The organism is Lysobacter fragariae, assembly GCF_054779775.1.
Map to the genome: position 1 here is coordinate 200,714 of NZ_BAAGXP010000001.1, position 15,751 is coordinate 216,464.

Below are 15,751 nucleotides of genomic sequence, written 5' to 3' on the forward strand. Positions count from 1 at the left end.
TCGCGATCACGCCGCCGCGCACTAAACTGCAAGCCATGCAAAGCACTTATGCCATCGACGTGGACGTCGCCACCCGCTATCTGGACGACCAGTCCGAGCCGGAGCAGGACCGCTACGTCTTCGCCTACACCATCCGCATCCACAACAGCGGCAGCGTTCCGGCGCGCCTGTTGACGCGCCACTGGACCATCACCGACGCCAACGGCAAGACCGAGGAAGTCGATGGCGAAGGCGTCGTCGGCAAGCAGCCGTACCTGCGCCCGGGCGAGGGATTCGAGTACACCTCAGGCGCCGTGCTCGAGACCGACCTGGGCACCATGTTCGGCCGCTACTCGATGCTCGCCGACGACGGCACCCAGTTCGACGCGCCGATCCCCGCCTTCACCCTGACCGTGCCGCGGACCCTGCACTGATGACGGTCTGGGCCATCGGCGACCTGCAAGGCTGCTACGACGCGACCCGGCGACTGCTGGACAAGATCGCCTTCGACCCGTCCCGCGACCGTTTGTGGTTCTGCGGCGACCTGGTCAATCGCGGCGGCCAGTCGATCGAGACGCTGCGACTGGTGCATTCGCTGCGCGCGAACAGCGTCGTCGTGCTCGGCAACCACGACCTGTCGCTGCTGGCGATCGCGGAACGTCGCGAGGAAGAACAGCGCAAGGTCAATCCGGACCTGCAGGGCGTGCTGTTCGCGCATGACCGCGACGAACTGATCAGCTGGCTGCGCTCGTGCAACCTGGTCCATGTCGACCGCGAGCTGGGCTGGATGATGGTGCACGCCGGCATCGCGCCGAAGTGGACGACGTCGATGGCGCAGCGCCACGCGCGCGAAGTCGAAGAACGCCTGCATAGCGACCAGTACGCGCGCCTGCTGAAGAACATGTACGGCGACAAGCCCGCATGGCATCCCAAGCTCGCCGGCGTGGACCGCCATCGCGCGATCATCAACATCTTCACCCGCCTGCGTTACTGCACGCCGCGCGGCCGCATCTCGTTCGAGGACAAGGGCGCGCCAGGCACGCAGCCGCCGGGGTTCTATCCCTGGTACGCCGTGCCGGGCCGCGTCGAACGCGACCTGAAAGTGGTGTGCGGGCATTGGTCGACGCTGGGCCTGTTCATCGGCCACGGCGTGCATGCAATCGACACCGGCGCTGTGTGGGGCGGCAAGCTGACCGCGTTGCAGCTGGACACCGACGAGCTGCGCCTCGTGCAGGTCCCCGGTCGCGACGTGCCGGCAAATCCGCCGCGGCCGCGACCGCCACGGCCGCCGCATCATCGACCGGCTTCGGCGCCGTAGTTCGCGCCAGCGGGCGTCACTGCAGGCGTTCGTAATCGACGAATTCGAAATCGAAATCGTGCTTCGCGTCCGCGGGATGCGCGTCACGCGCGGTGACGCGCCACTGCCCCGCATCGAAATGAGGAAAGAACGCATCCGCGCCTTCCACCACGGTATCGACGTGGGTCAGGTGCATGTGCGTCGCCAGCGGCAGGCACAGGGTGTAAACCTCACCACCGCCGATCACGCACAAGGTGTCTGTCCCCGCCGCTGCAGCAAGTGCCAAAGCGTTGTCCAGCGAATCGACTGACTGCATACCCGCGTACGGCACCTCGCCCGAACGCGTGAGCACCAGGTTCAACCGACCCGGCAGCGCTCGCCCCAACGACTGCGCGGTCTTGCGTCCCATCAGCACCGGCTTGCCCAGCGTGAGCGCCTTGAAGCGCTTGAGGTCGTCCGGCAAGCGCCACGGCAGCTCGTTGTCGCGCCCAATCGCGTTGTTGCGATCGAGCGCGGCGATCAGGACGAGTTGGACAGGAGTCGGCTCCACGCGAATCAAACCGCCACCGGAACACGGCCCACTACGTTCTCGATGAATGCGTCAGCGGCCATTTTCGTAGTGTCAACTATTCCAGCGCACATAGCCAAGGGCGGGATGGAGCAAAACCAGATGAGGCAGTGCGCCCAGAATACCTGCAGTCGCCCGGGTTCGGCGCAGGCTACCTAGACTTCCGTACGACCGGGATGCCCGATCCCGCAACTCCCTGACAGGTGCCGTTGCCTACGCCATCCCTATCCGCGATCTGCAATCGCCACGTACCCACGATCTTCCGGACCAATGTAGTTCGCGCTCGGGCGGATGATCTTGCCGTCCTCGCGCTGCTCGATCACGTGCGCGCTCCAGCCGGTGGTGCGCGCGATAACGAACAGCGGCGTGAACATCGGGGTCGGGATACCCATCATGTGATAGGCCGACGCCGAGTACCAGTCGAGGTTGGGGAACATCTTCTTGGTGTCCATCATCAGGTTCTCGATGCGCTCGGACACGTCGAACAGCACCTGGTTGCCGCCGTCCTTGCACAGCTTGCGCGACAGCTCCTTGATGATGGGATTGCGCGGATCGCCGATGGTATACACCGGGTGGCCAAAGCCGATGATGATTTCCTTCTTCTCCATGCGCGCACGGATGTCGGCTTCGGCTTCGTCGGCCGAGTTGTAGCGGCTGATGATGTCCATCGCGACTTCGTTGGCGCCACCGTGCTTCGGACCGCGCAGCGCGCCGATCGCACCGGTAATGCACGAATGCAGATCCGAGCCGGTACCGGCGATCACGCGCGCAGTGAAGGTCGACGCATTGAACTCGTGTTCGGCGTACAGGATCAGCGACTTGTCGAGCGAGTCGGCATGCAGCTGCGACGGCGCCTCGCCGTGCAGGAGGTGCAGGAAGTGCGCAGCGACGCTGTCGTCGTCCGTCTCGACGTCGATGCGACGGCCGTTGCGGGTGAAGTGCCACCAGTACAGCAGCATCGAACCGAAGCTGGCGATCAGCTTGTCGGCGATGTCGCGCGCTTCGGCGGCCGGGTGGCCTTCGCGCTCCGGCAACAGCGTGCCCAGCACCGAGCAGCCGGTGCGCAACACGTCCATCGGGTGCGCATTGGCCGGCACGAGCTCCAGCGCTTCCTGCACGATCGCCGGCAGGCCACGCAGGCGCTTGAGCTTGGTCCGGTAGGCGTTGAGCTGCGACTGCGTCGGCAGCACGCCATGGACCAGCAGGTGCGCGACTTCCTCGAAGGTCGACTTCGTGGCGAGGTCGTGGATGTCGTAGCCACGGTAATGCAGGTCGTTGCCGCTGCGGCCGACGGTGCACAGCGCGGTGTTGCCTGCGGCGGTGCCGCTCAGCGCGACCGACTTCTTGGGCTTGGGCAGGGATCCCTGCGCGGACGTGCCATCGCTCATCTTCAATTCCTCTATGTTTCTGGGCCAGGCAGTTCCTGGCTTTCCAATATCTCAGTTGCGGCGATCCCAGCGTCGCGCTATCGCGTCACCGGCGCAGCCCGTGCACGAGACGCGGAGCGCCATCGACATGGCGCACCCGCACCATCGACACAGTCAGCGCCGCGGACGCAGGAGAAAGTGCGACAACGCGGGAATCAGCACGAGCGCGCCGATCATGTTCCACAGGAACATGAAGGTGAGCAGGATGCCCATGTCGGCCTGGAACTTGATCGGCGACCACACCCAGGTCACCACGCCCGCGGCCAGCGTGGCGCCGACCAGCGCGACCACCTTGCCAGTGAAGCCGAGCGCGCTGCGATACGCCTGCTGCAGGTCGTCGCCCGCACGCAGCCGCGCCAGCATCACGCTCACCAGGTACAGCGCGTAGTCGACACCGATGCCAACACCCAGCGCGATCACCGGCAGCGTCGCGACCTTCACGCCGATGCCCAGCGCCACCATCAGCGCCTCACACAGGATCGAGGTGATCACCAGCGGCACCACCGCAACCACGGTCGCGCGCCAGCTGCGGAACGTCACCAGGCACAGCAGGATCACCGCCGCATACACGTACAGCAGCATGCGGTGCTGGCCCGCATACACCACTTCGTTGGTCGCGGTCTCGATGCCGGCATTGCCGGCGGCGAGCATGAATTGCATGTCCTTCGTCGAGTACTTCGTGGCGAAGTCCTGCGACGCTGCCGCCACGCGCGCCAGCGTGTCCGCCTTGTGGTCGGCAAGGTAGACGATCAGCGGGATCACCGAACAATCGCTGTTGAACAGATCCGGCGTGCTTGCCGACGCCATCTGCGCCGACATGTTGATCGCGTCCTGGTTGTTCGGGATCGTCAGCCACTTCAGGTTGCCTTCGTACGATCCCGCGGTGAACAGGCGCACCGCATCGCCGAGCGAGGTGGTCGCCTGCACGCCGGGCAGCTGCTGCAGCGTCCACCCGAGGCGATCGGTGGCATCCAGCGTGGCGTACTTCAGGCAGCCCTCGGCAGGCGTCTTCACGATCACCGCGAACTGGTCGCTCGACAGCGAGTAATGCGAGGTGATGTAGGCGTTGTCGCGGTTGTAGCGCGAGTTCGCGCGCAATTCGGGCGCGCCGGGATCGAGGTCGCCGATCTTGAGGTCGCGGCTCACCAGATAACCGCCTGTGGCGGCCAACACGGTAGCGATGACGACGGCAGTCGCCCAGCGCCGCTCGGTGAGGTGGCCCAGCACGTCCCAAAGGCGGCGCATGCCGGTGTTCCCACCCTGCGTCTCCGCGGCAAGGCTGCGCTGTGCTGCACGCGCCGACACCCCGGTGTACGACAACAGCACCGGCAACAGCAGCAGGTTGGTGAAGACCAGCACCGCGACGCCGACGCTCGCGCACACGGCGAGGTCGTGGATCACCGGGATGTCGATCACCATCAGCACCGCGAAGCCGACCGCATCGGCCAGCAGCGCCGTCAACCCCGCAAGGAACAGCCGGCGGAACGTGTAGCGCGCGGCGACCAGGCGCTGCGTGCCGCGGCCGATGTCCTGCATGATGCCGTTCATCTTCTGCGCGCCGTGAGACACGCCGATCGCGGCTACGAGGAACGGCACCAGCACCGAGTACGGATCCAGCTTGAAACCCAGCATCGAGATGATGCCGAGCTGCCACACCACCGCGACCGCCGAGCACAGCAACACCAGCAGCGTCGAACGCCAGCAGCGCGTATAGGCGAAGATGATGCCGGCGGCGATCAGCGCGGCGATCAGGAAATACATCGCGACCTGCACCAGGCCGTCGAGCAGGTCGCCGATCAGCTTGGCGAAACCGACGACATGGATCTTCACCTTCCCGTCGGCCTGGTACTTGTCGCGGATGTCTTTTTCGATGGCGTGCGCGAGCGCGCCGAAGTCAGGTTCCTTGCCGGTCGCGGGATCGCGGTCGAGCAGCGGCACCACGATCAGGCTCGACTTGAAGTCGTTGGACACGAGGCTGCCGACGATGCCGGCGCGCATGACGTTCATCTGCACCTGCGCGACCGAGGCAGGCGATGCATCGTAATCCGTCGGAATCACCTCGCCACCATCGAAGCCCTGCTCGGTGACTTCCGACCAGCGCACCACCGGCGTCCACAGCGATTTCATCCACGCGCGGTCGACGCCGGGCAGCAGGAACACATCGTCGTTGATCTTCCGCAACGTCTCGAGGTAGCCGGCGTCGAAGATCGTCGCGCCATCCGTGCGCCCCACCACGATGCGCACGCTGTTGCCAAGGCCGCGCAGTTCGCCGCGATTGGCCAGGTAGTTGCGGATATAGGCGTGCCCCTGCGGGAACGTGCGCTCGAAGCTCGCGCTGAATTGCAGCTTGTCCGCCGCCGCCCAGCCCATCGCGACGGTCACGATCAGGCACAGCGCCACCAGGATGGCGCGATGGTTGAACACCAGCCGTTCGAGCCAGCTGCCCGAACCGCGGTCGAATTCATCGAGGCTGCGCACGACTTCCATCGAGTCGGCCTGGCCGGATACTGCGCCCATATGCTTATTTTCCAGAGGTTTTGCCGGGCGCACCAAAATTCAGCACGGCAGCGCCGCGCAAGCCGGACAGCGCGAGCTTGCCATCGCCGCCGTCTGCAACGCCTGTGTAGGGAATGCCGGGGGGAATCGGCGCGGGCGCGAACGTCTGTCCGCTGTCGCCGGAAACGAGCACCATCCCGGCCATGTTGACCAGCACCCACTTGCCATCGGCGAGCACGCTGCTGCCGGTCAGCGAGACTTCCGGCCCCGCCGGAACGCGCTGCCAGCTCGCACCACCATCGGTGCTGCGCCAGGCGTTGCCGCGCAGGCCGTAGGCCAGCACTGCGTTGCGATCACCGACGATGCCGAAGTACGTGCCTTCATACGGCGTCTTGCGGGCGACGAAACGACCGCTCGCGCGATCGAGCTTGAGCACCAGCCCCTGTTCGCCGGCGATATAGACATCGGCGATGCCGTTCTTGTCGGGGATGTTGCGGATCGAGTACAGATGCAGCCCGTTCGGATTTTCGGTGTCGGCGAACATGGGTTGCCAGTTCGCGCCGCCGTCGTCTGTGCGATAGATCAGGTTGAAGCCGCCGACTGCATAGCCGACGCGATCGCTGACGAAGCCGACATCCATGAACGACTGCGCCGACGCGTCGTCGGTGAGGCGCTGGATCTCCTCGAGCAGTGCTGCATCGGTTTTCTTGCTGGCCAGTTGCGCGGAATATTGCTTCAGGCTCTGGGCGAGCCTGCGTGCGTCGAACTGCCGCTGCCAGTGCAGGCCGCCATCGCGGGTTGCAAGGATCACCGCGTCATGGCCGACCGCCCAGCCCAGCGTGGGCGTGGCGAAGGTGATCGCAGTGAGGTCGGAACTGACTGGTGCCTCCGCCTGCTGCCATCCCAGGCCGCCATTGTTCGAGTAGACGATGATCCCGCGGCGACCCACCGCCACCAGCCGCTTGCCCGCGCGGGTGATGCCGTTCAAGGGTTGCACCGCCGCGAGGCGGCTGCGCATCGCCGGCGTATCCAGCACGCTCGGCAGCGACTGCGCACTCGCCGGCGCGAACACGCCAACGCAGCAGGTCATCAACAGGGCCCAGGTTGCGGCTTTGAGCATGGGCCCGCGTGCAACGTTCGGATGTGCCACTTTTGAATCCGCCCCCATGTCCGGAACCGGCCCCCTTGCGGGAAGGGGGCCGCTGCGCTGGATGTTTTCCACGGAAGTTCCGATCGTTCTCAGCGCACGCCGCTGCCTGCAAGCGAGCCCGGCGTGAACAGATCCTTCGGCAACTTCCTGTTGTACCAGATGCCTTCCTTGGGCCCGACCATCAGGTTGCTGATGGAGTAGCTGCCGGCGATCAGGTCGTAGTGCACGTAGACGTCGCCATACAGCAGGGGCACGTCGGAGTTCTGGACCGGGAAGGTGAAGCCGACGCGGTACAGCTGGCCGCGCGAATCGTATTCGTCCGACGCCAGCGCGACCCAGGAGTCTTCATCGATGTAGAACGTGCGCTTGGAGTAGACGTGGCGCTTGCCCGGCTTCAGCGTCGCTTCCACCACCCACACGCGGTGCAGTTCCCAGCGCACGCTGTCGGGATTGATGAACTTCGGCTTGAGCGAAGTCGCGGTCGGGGTGTAGTAGGCCAGCTGGTTGTCGTTGTACGGAACATACATCTCCGTCTTGCCGACCAGCTTCATGTTGTAGCGTTCCATCGAACCGCTGAACAGGTAGGTGTCGTCGATCGTGCTGGTGCCGTTGGTGGTCGAGTTCGGCGCGTCGAAGGCGATGTCCGGCGCCATGCGCACGCGGCGCTGGCCCGGCAGGTACGACCAGCTCTGGCGACGGTCGCGGTACTGGTTGACGAATTCGTGCACCAGGATCTTCTCGCCGTCGTGGCGTGCCGGCGCGAGCAGGTTGACCAGCAACTGCTGGCCCAGCTTGGCGTTCACGCCCGGCGACTCATCGTGGTAGACGCCATAAACCTTGGCATTGGCCGTCGCGGACAGGCTCGCGCGGCCTGCACTGTTGACGTTCCAGTTGGACACCAGTGCTTCCACGCTTGCGCCGCGGTAGTGGGTGGCATGGTTCCACATCACCTCATAACCGTTCTCCGGGAGCGGGAACGGCACGCAGTTGCGCTGCGGGGAGTCCAGGCCCAGGCCGCCATCCGTCGTCTTGGCCACGGTGGCGCACTTCTTGGTGTTGTCGTACCAGACCTGCGGGAACGCGGCCGTCCGGTGGGTCGGATATACGTCGATGCGGAAGTCCGGGTACTTCTTCAGCAGGGCCTGCGCACCAACCGACAGCTTGACGGCGTACTTGCCGACGTTGTCGCCCTTGATCGAGAACAGCGGTTTCTCGTCCGGGAACGGATTGGCGCGCTTGCCGTTCTGCGCCGCGCGCCCGGACAGACCGCCGTCGTAGGCCGGAATGCTGCCATCGGCATTGCCTTCCTTCTGGGCGCCAACCGGCGTGAGCGTGGTGCCCAGCGCGTTTGCATTCTGCGCAACCGCAGTTGAGGCGATGCTGGCTGCAGCCAACGCTGCGCACGTCGCGGTGATGTGGATCAACTTCATTGAATGGCCCTCTTCAATCTGGACGCCGTGGGGATATCAGAACTTGGTCTTGAAGGTCAGGGCGACGAAGCCGCGATCCTTGAGCGTGGTGTTGGTTCCCGCTGCGGTCAGCGCGCCGATTGGCGAAACCTCACCGCGGCCGAAGAAGTCCACGTACTGCAGCGACAACGTGTATTTCTGCAGGATATCCGCGCTCACGCCGTAGCTGTACGTGCCGCCGCCCTTCGCGCTGCCTAGGAAGATCGGCGAATTGCCCGACAGGCCGTAGGTCACCGAAACCGGAGCGGACAACGCCACGCCCGGGAACACTTCGTACCAGGTCGGCGATGCGAGCACGGTCATGCCGACCGCGGTCTTGCTGACCTTGTCGATGCCGGTGCGGCCGGGGCGGCCCTGGAACCATTGCATGCCCTGCGTGACCTTGGCCCAGCGATCGATGTTGAGTTCGCCCACGAGGGTCAACTGGTCCCACAAGGCGTTGCCAGCGAGCACGTCCACCGCATTGAACACGCCATGCCAGGTGTTGCCGCGCGCGCCGGGGCTTTCGCCACGTTCGAGGGTGGCACCGGTGATCATCCGGGCACCATCGGGCAGTTCCGGCACGAGCCCCGGGGGCAACACCATGTCCACGGGCTGGTTCGTCAGCACCAGGACCGGATCGCTGTTGAGCGGCATGTTCTTGCGGTAGGACAGTTCCGCACCGATGCTGACGCCGCCGATGGTCGTGCCGTAGCTGAGGCCGTACAGCTTGATGTCGTCCGCGTAGGCGAAGTGGTACTTGTCCGGCAGGGTCGCCGTCACCGGCACCGGCACATACATCACCGACCCGTCCGGCAACTGCACCGGATACTGGATGGTGAACGTCTTAGGCACCATGGAAATGTAGAGCTGGGGCAGCTTGTCCGCGAATTCGCGGTAGTAGACGCCGAACGTGCCGTCCGCCCATTCCGGCGTCCAGCGCGCGGCGACACCGTATTCGCCGCTGTTCTTCGGACGCGAATCCTCGCCATGCGGCAGCGCCGACAGCGGACCGCCGATCCCGTAGGCGGCGAGCGGGTTCGGAATCAGCAGCGAGGTCTGCACGCTGTTGAGGTATGGATCACCGTTGCCGAGGTAAGTGCCGCCCTCAGGGAAGAAGAACGGCTTCCACTCGGTGTAGTACTGCCCCATCAGCGACAGCGTCGGCGACACCTGCCAGGTGAACGATGCATGCGTCAGCGGACGATACAGTTCCTTTGCCTCGACGCCCGGCATCGCAGCGGCGCGACCGAGGTCGAGCGGCTGCTGCGAATACGCGATGCTGTCGTAGGTGCCCGCGGGGAACAGGCTCTCGCCCCAGTATTCGCTGTGGCGTCCCAGCTTGACATCCATCGGCCTGTCGCCAAACGGAATGCGCGCGAAGAAGAACGCGTCCAGGATCTCGCCCGACGTGCGGTGGAAATAGCGATCGGCGAAGTTCGCCAGGCCGAGCTGCTGCTGGCCGTTCGCACCGATGTGGTTGTAGGTAGACGTCGACTTCGTATCCAGGTTGTCGTAGGCGAAGTCGCGCCACGCCTGCCCGCTTGCGCGGAAGCCGTAGTAATCCTTGTAGACGATGTCGAATTCGGACAGCAGGTCGATGCGGTTGGTGACGATGCTGCCCTTGTCGAAGTTTCCGTCGCCGTCGTTGGCGTTGGGCTGCGCCATGATCGTGTCGTCCTGCCCTTCGACGCGAACGCCGAGCGTGTAGCGGACGGTGTTGTCGAAACTGATCTTGAGGTCGGGGTTGCTGGTCTCAATCTCGACGGCATGGGCCGGTGCGGTGACGCTCCCCAGCGCAGCCGCCACGGCGATCGCCATCACGCAACGCTGCAATCCGTCGGATTTGAAGCTTGAAATCTTCCTCACAAGTCCCCCTCGCCCTCTAACAGTGATGTTCATGCCGCGAGCAGAATGCGCGCGGCGGCAAGCTTGCGTATGCCTTGCGGCCGTATGGGAAATCTAGGGAAGTCGCACCGACAACGTATCGTCGGAACAGACTATATTTCGAGGCATCACGTGATGCGGCGCAGCATGTTGTTGTGGCATCACGCGGCACGTGCGTTGCCCGCTCGCGCGGAGCATCGAACTTCCCATTCATCGGCGACATTTCTGGTGTCGCTTTCTGTCCTGCATTCCCGGCCAGGCAAGCCCGGCCGGGAACCTTGAAACAATGCGCAACGTGACTTACAGCGCGGCGTACGGTTTGAATTCCATGTATGCCTTGCCGGTGACCTGCCTGCCGTTGACGATGCCGGTGACCTTCGCCGCGCCTTCCCAATAACTGGGATTGGGAACGCCGAACACCGCGGTGACCGGCGCGAGCGGCGCAAGGTTGGGGCCCAGCAGCGTCATCTCCTGGTCCTTCACCAGACCGGTCAGCGTCAACTGGCCGCCTGGCACGCGCACGGTCGATCCCGTCGGGTAGCTCACGCCGGTGCGGGGGCTGGTCCACAGCGGAAGCGTCGCGCTGTCGTCGAGTTCCACCGGGTTGATCTGGCTGTAGGAACCGTCGGCCTTGATGTAGGTGCCGTAGGTCAGCGTGGTCTGGTCCAGCGCATTCTTGAGTACCGAGACGTTGTACTTGGCGCCATCGTCCAGCTCGATGCCGTACCAGTGCCAGCCCACCGGCGTCGAGCCGGGCGTGCCGTACTCGTGATCGAACCAGCCCGTGCCGGTGACGGCGATGGGCAGGCCGTGGTCGATGATCGTGCCGGCCGCCTGCACGTTCACGAACGAGTAGTAGTTCAGCGCGCCGGTGGCATTGGGCGGCATGATGCCGCCGTCGCCATTGAGGATGACCGGCGTGGTCGCCTGCATGTTGAGCGCCAGCGAGTAGTCCAGGCTGAGGAACCCACCATTCCACGAGCCGGTGCCATTGCGCGCCTGCATGTTCCAGTCCTGGAGCTGGATGTTGTAGCCGCCGCCGGGCAGCAGCACGTCCGGCTGCACGCTCAGGCGACTGTCGTTGGTATGCGTGCCGCGGGTGAGGTCGGTGATCGCCATGTTGCCGATGTAGATCGACGCCAGCGGGAAGGTGCCCTGCTGCCCGATGCGGAAATACGTCACCTGGTAGCCGTAGTTGTGCATCTTTCCGAAGATGTCCCGGCCCGACAGGAACCCGGTGTAGTACCACCATTCCAGCGTGACGTCATGCGGCGCTTCATCGCGCGGGATGACGACCGGCACCGAATCGGCGCGCACGTCGCCGCTGGCCAGGCCCGCGACTACCGTGGCACTGACCAGGCAGACCTGCATTGCGATTGCGGCGGCCCAACTGCGTAGCCGCGAATGCCTTGATTGATCGTTCTGAACGCTTTTCATCATGTCCCTCCCGGGGTTGATGTGGATGAAGCCCATGTACGTCGGATGTCGCACGCTCACCAAGGCCTGGGCCGCACGATGGGCTTGAGCACGCTGCCGTCCTGCACGGCCGCGATCGCCTTGTTGATATCGGCCAGGTCGTAGAAACGGACGAGCCGGTCGAACGGGAAGCGGTTCTGCCGCCACAGGTCGATCAGCTCCGGAATGAAGAGATCCGGGATCGAGTCGCCCTCGAGCACGCCGCGCACGCTGCGCCCCGCCAACAGGAAGTTCATCGGCACGCTGACTTCCGCCTGCGAGGGCGCCGTGGCCACGCTCACGCACTCACCGGTGGTGCGCAGCGACAGGACAGCCTCGCGCAATACCGCGGGCTCGCCGACGCACGTCACCGAGTACTGCACGCCGCCGTCGGAAATGCCGCGGATTTCGGCCGAGCAACCGCCCTCGCGGTTGTCGATGGTGTGGGTTGCGCCAAGCTCCTCGGCAAGCTTCAGGCGCGCCGGATTGATGTCGACAGCAATGATCGTGCCGCAGCCGAGCGCACGCGCCGCCATCAGCGCCGCCATCCCGACCGCACCGACGCCAAAGATCGCGATGCTGCTGCCCGGCTTGGGCTTGAGCACGTTGATCACCGCTCCGGCCCCCGTCTGGATCCCGCAGCCCAACGGCCCCATCAGCTCGACCGGCACGTCGCTGGGGATACGCACCACGCTGCGCTCGGGCGCCAATGCGTGGCTCGCGAAAGAGGATTGTCCGAAGAACGCACCCGACACGGTTTCCCCGTTGCGCGTGCGGTGCATGTGGCTGCCGTCGACCGCGCGTACGCCGCTGCGGTTGAGCGTCGCGGCACTCTGGCAGTACGTGTAGCGGGCGCGCTGGCAATTCGGGCACGAACCGCAACTGGCAAACGTCAATACCACGGCATCGCCGGCCTGCACCTTGGTGACACCGGGCCCTACCGCCTGGACGATGCCCGCGCCTTCGTGGCCCAGCACCGCAGGCAGCGGGAAACGCAACTGCTGGTCGCGCGCGGTGATGTCGTTGTGGCAGATGCCGGTGCCGACGATGCGCACCAGCACTTCACCGGCGCGCGGTTCGTCCATGTCCAGCGCCTCGATCTCGAAGCGTCCGGACTTCTCCCGCACGACAGCGGCAGTTACAGCGACCTTTCCCATGCCTTGGGTTCCCATCCGCAAGCCGGTACGGCTCCTGAGCCGCAGGCAGCGTAGGCAATGCAGGGGAGGCGATCATCGTCGGTTCCGACGATATCGCCGTTATCGCGGTGCAACACGCACGGCGACGCAACGCGCTACGGCGTCAGGCCCAGGCGCCGCCCGATCGCCACGGCCTGCGTGCGGTTCTGCGCATTGAGTTTCACGTTGATGCTGCGCAGATGGGTACGAACCGTGGCCTCGGAAATGAACAGGCGCTCGGCAATGACCAGGTTGGAAAGCCCTTCCGCGAGTTGCTGCAGCACCTTGAGTTCGGCGGGGGTGAGCGCCTCGACCGGCATGGCGTGCTCGGCCGATCTGGGACCGCGCTCTACGGGTCCACTGCCACGGCACGCATTCAATAGGCGATCCAGGTAATCGTGGTCAATCGACTGCGAGCGCACCGCGCCACGCGCGGGATGCGCGGCAACGTATTCGGCGATCAGCTCCGCCATGCGCTGGCCTTCGTCGGCATAGATCCTGATGAACCCTTCGCTGGCGCTGCGCCGGATGGCCTCTTCAAGCACCTCCAGCGCCTTGCGAGACTCATTCGACCCGCGCAACCCCAGCGCCAGGAGTATGCGCAGCTTGAGCGCTCGCCGCAGCCGCCCCGTGCGCTCGCTCTGCGCAAGCTCGTGGCGCAGCAGGGGCACGGCTGCCTGCGCGGAACCGGCATGGATCATCCAGCGCAGGCGGCCGATGGTGGGCGTCTCGAAATCGTTGACGATCGTGCACCACTGCGTCATCTGGTGGCCGTACCCCATGCCGCCGGCCTGCTGGAGTTCCACGTTCGCGGCGGCGACGTCGCCACGCAGCAGTGCCATGCGCGCGCGTTCGAGCTTCGCCGTGGCAACGGCGCGCGGCAGGTTGGCGGCGTGCCCGTGCTGCTCCAGTTCGCCCAGCAGCTGCAATGCGCCCACGGAATCGCCGCGCAGCGCGAGGATGCGCGCAAGCGTGACGTGGCCGCTCATCATGTGGTCCGGCAACTGGATTTCGCGGGTTAGCGGCAGGTACACCTGCAGCATGCGCTCGGCCTGGTCGCGATCATCGACTTCGTACAACGTCTCGGCCATCGGAACGCCGATGATCAGGGTGCCGCTGCTGCCCGCTCCCTCGCTCTGCACGCCGAGACGGAAACGCGCCATGGCCTGCCGCAACCGCCCCTGCAACAGGTCGATGTCGCCTTCGACCGCTTCCGAGAACGCCAGGTGCAATTTGCGCCGGTCGTCCCGCCCCTGCGCCCGGCGCGAAGCCTCGAGGTAGGCACGCGCCTGGTCGAACTGCCCGAGCGTGAACGACAGGTGCGCCATCGTGTTGGCCAGCATGATGTAGGCGAACGCGTGCTGCGGATCCAGGTGTTCGAAGTTCTTCTGGCCGACCGCATGCGCGTCCTCGACGCGATCGAGCTGGGTCAACAACACCGGTCGCAACGCGAGCAGGTGCGCGCGCAGCGCCGGGTCGTCCAACCCGGACGTCTCCAGTCGCTCGAGCGTCGCCAGCGCGCCCTCCATGCTGTGGGAGAACGCCGTCGCCCACAGATGCACCGCGCGCAGGCGCGGCCTGGCCTGCAGCATGTCCGGCGACGCGCGATCCAGCCAGCGCATGAGTACGCGGGTCCTGCCCTCGCCCAGCAACCGCTCGGCATGTTCGTCCAGCAATGCGGCGGCATAGTCGTCGTCGCCGGTGGCGAATGCGTGGTCGATCGCGGCGATCGGCTTTCCTGCAGCGCGCTGCCATTCCGCGGCGGCGCGACGTATGCGGGGCAATTCGCCGGGCATCTGCCGGCGCAACTGTTCCTGCAGGAACTGCGCAAACAGCTTGTGGTAGCGGAAATGCTGGCGATCGTCGTCCAACGGCTGCAAAAACAGGTTGGCGCGCGACAGCCGGTCGAGCAGCACCTGGCTCCCTTCGCGTCCGCACACCGCGTCACAAACGGGTGCGCTCAGCGTCTCCAGGATGCTGGTGCGCAGCAGGAAATCGCGCTCCTCCTCGCCCAGGCGTGCCAACACGTCTTCTGCCAGGTAGGCCGCGATCGCGTTGCTGGTACCGGAGAAACCGGCAATGAAGTCGGCCGGGCGCGCCTGGTTCTCCAGCGCAACCGATGCCAGCCACAACGCCGCAACCCAACCTTCGGTGCGGTCATGCAGGCGCGCGATCACCGCCGGATCCAGCCTCAGTCCGCGTCGATCGCGCAGGAATGTCGTGGTGTCTTCCAGGTTGAAGCGCAGGTGCTCGGCACCCAGCTCGCGCAATTGGCCGGTGGCGCGCAGGCGTCCCAGGCCCAGCTCGGGCAATTGCCGCGAGCCGATCACGACGCGTCCCTTCTCCGGAAGGTGCCGCACCAGCTCATGCAGCAGGTCGCTGACCGCCGTCGACTGGATGGTTTCGAAGTCGTCGAGGAACAGGGCGAACGGTTGGTCGAACAGCGCCAGCCGCTTGAAGAATTCCAGCGCCAGGCTTCCCAGCGAACGCGTGCCGGCGAACAGGCTCGTGCGTTCTCCGCTGCGCACATCGTCGCAGGCGCGCTCGAATGCTGCGGCGAGGAACATGAGGAAGCGCGCGGGGTCGTTGTCGGCGTCGTCCAGCGAAATCCACGCGCAACGCACACCCTGTTCCTCCAGGCGCATGCGCGCCTGCAGCATGAGCGTGGTCTTGCCGAAACCGGCGGGCGCATTGATCAGCACCAGTCGGGTCTGCTCGTTGTCGCCCATCAGGTCGCACAACGCGCTTCGCGTGACCTGTGCAGGCGAGCCCTTGGGGAAATTGAGCTTGTGAGAGACGACGGCGCCGAACTGTTCCTGCGCCGGCCCGTTGCGGACGCTCTTCATAGCGCGCTCCGGCTGCGCCCGGA

Annotated in this window: 11 protein-coding genes; 2 read left to right on the top strand and 9 right to left on the bottom strand. The window is 65.4% G+C overall.

What is annotated here, in order from left to right; translation table 11 throughout:
- Window positions 1-35 precede the first annotated feature (35 nt).
- Window positions 36-413 carry a Co2+/Mg2+ efflux protein ApaG gene (gene apaG, locus ACYVD7_RS00925; RefSeq protein WP_460758183.1) on the top strand — a complete coding sequence of 126 codons (378 nt, stop codon included), beginning with the start codon at window positions 36-38 and terminating at the stop codon, window positions 411-413.
- Window positions 413-1,297, top strand: a complete 885-nt coding sequence (locus ACYVD7_RS00930) for a symmetrical bis(5'-nucleosyl)-tetraphosphatase (protein ID WP_460758185.1) — start codon at window positions 413-415, stop codon at window positions 1,295-1,297. The genes apaG and ACYVD7_RS00930 overlap by 1 nt, the downstream gene beginning before the upstream one ends.
- A 16-nt stretch (window positions 1,298-1,313) precedes the next feature.
- Here the strand turns inward: ACYVD7_RS00930 and ACYVD7_RS00935 are convergent, their stop codons facing one another.
- The 9 genes from ACYVD7_RS00935 to ACYVD7_RS00975 all read right to left on the bottom strand — a co-directional run bounded on the left by ACYVD7_RS00935 (window position 1,314) and on the right by ACYVD7_RS00975 (window position 15,728).
- On the bottom strand, window positions 1,314-1,826 hold the full coding sequence (locus ACYVD7_RS00935) for a dihydrofolate reductase (RefSeq protein WP_460758187.1): 513 nt from the start codon (window positions 1,824-1,826) through the stop codon (window positions 1,314-1,316).
- A 242-nt stretch (window positions 1,827-2,068) separates the two neighbouring features.
- Complete coding sequence (prpC, locus tag ACYVD7_RS00940) at window positions 2,069-3,232, bottom strand: bifunctional 2-methylcitrate synthase/citrate synthase (protein ID WP_460758188.1); 1,164 nt, start codon at window positions 3,230-3,232, stop codon at window positions 2,069-2,071.
- Window positions 3,233-3,385: 153 nt separating this feature from the next.
- Window positions 3,386-5,788: an efflux RND transporter permease subunit gene (locus tag ACYVD7_RS00945; RefSeq protein WP_460758190.1), complete on the bottom strand. Its 2,403-nt coding sequence runs from the start codon at window positions 5,786-5,788 to the stop codon at window positions 3,386-3,388.
- A gap of 4 nt (window positions 5,789-5,792) precedes the next feature.
- Entirely contained in the window at window positions 5,793-6,887 is a 1,095-nt protein-coding gene (locus tag ACYVD7_RS00950; protein WP_460758192.1) for a WD40/YVTN/BNR-like repeat-containing protein, read from the bottom strand.
- A gap of 119 nt (window positions 6,888-7,006) precedes the next feature.
- Entirely contained in the window at window positions 7,007-8,347 is a 1,341-nt protein-coding gene (locus ACYVD7_RS00955) for a DUF1329 domain-containing protein (protein ID WP_460758194.1), read from the bottom strand.
- A 36-nt stretch (window positions 8,348-8,383) separates the two neighbouring features.
- Window positions 8,384-10,234 carry a DUF1302 domain-containing protein gene (locus tag ACYVD7_RS00960; RefSeq protein ID WP_460758195.1) on the bottom strand — a complete coding sequence of 617 codons (1,851 nt, stop codon included), beginning with the start codon at window positions 10,232-10,234 and terminating at the stop codon, window positions 8,384-8,386.
- A 318-nt stretch (window positions 10,235-10,552) separates the two neighbouring features.
- Entirely contained in the window at window positions 10,553-11,623 is a 1,071-nt protein-coding gene (locus ACYVD7_RS00965; RefSeq protein ID WP_460758197.1) for a lipocalin-like domain-containing protein, read from the bottom strand.
- A gap of 122 nt (window positions 11,624-11,745) precedes the next feature.
- The gene (locus ACYVD7_RS00970) at window positions 11,746-12,864 is read right to left on the bottom strand and encodes an NAD(P)-dependent alcohol dehydrogenase (RefSeq protein WP_460758198.1); all 1,119 of its coding nucleotides are present in this window, start codon (window positions 12,862-12,864) and stop codon (window positions 11,746-11,748) included.
- A gap of 134 nt (window positions 12,865-12,998) precedes the next feature.
- Window positions 12,999-15,728 carry a LuxR C-terminal-related transcriptional regulator gene (locus ACYVD7_RS00975; protein WP_460758200.1) on the bottom strand — a complete coding sequence of 910 codons (2,730 nt, stop codon included), beginning with the start codon at window positions 15,726-15,728 and terminating at the stop codon, window positions 12,999-13,001.
- Window positions 15,729-15,751 lie beyond the last annotated feature (23 nt).

Bases quoted from the DNA above. Each gene is read 5' to 3' on its own strand.
- apaG (WP_460758183.1), top strand. From the start codon at position 36: ATGCAAAGCACTTATGCCATCGACGTGGACGTCGCCACCCGCTATCTG.
- ACYVD7_RS00930 (WP_460758185.1), top strand. From the start codon at position 413: ATGACGGTCTGGGCCATCGGCGACCTGCAAGGCTGCTACGACGCGACC.
- prpC (WP_460758188.1), bottom strand. From the start codon at position 3,232: ATGAGCGATGGCACGTCCGCGCAGGGATCCCTGCCCAAGCCCAAGAAG.
- ACYVD7_RS00945 (WP_460758190.1), bottom strand. From the start codon at position 5,788: ATGGGCGCAGTATCCGGCCAGGCCGACTCGATGGAAGTCGTGCGCAGC.
- ACYVD7_RS00950 (WP_460758192.1), bottom strand. From the start codon at position 6,887: ATGCTCAAAGCCGCAACCTGGGCCCTGTTGATGACCTGCTGCGTTGGC.
- ACYVD7_RS00955 (WP_460758194.1), bottom strand. From the start codon at position 8,347: ATGAAGTTGATCCACATCACCGCGACGTGCGCAGCGTTGGCTGCAGCC.
- ACYVD7_RS00965 (WP_460758197.1), bottom strand. From the start codon at position 11,623: ATGCAGGTCTGCCTGGTCAGTGCCACGGTAGTCGCGGGCCTGGCCAGC.
- ACYVD7_RS00970 (WP_460758198.1), bottom strand. From the start codon at position 12,864: ATGGGAAAGGTCGCTGTAACTGCCGCTGTCGTGCGGGAGAAGTCCGGA.
- ACYVD7_RS00975 (WP_460758200.1), bottom strand. From the start codon at position 15,728: ATGAAGAGCGTCCGCAACGGGCCGGCGCAGGAACAGTTCGGCGCCGTC.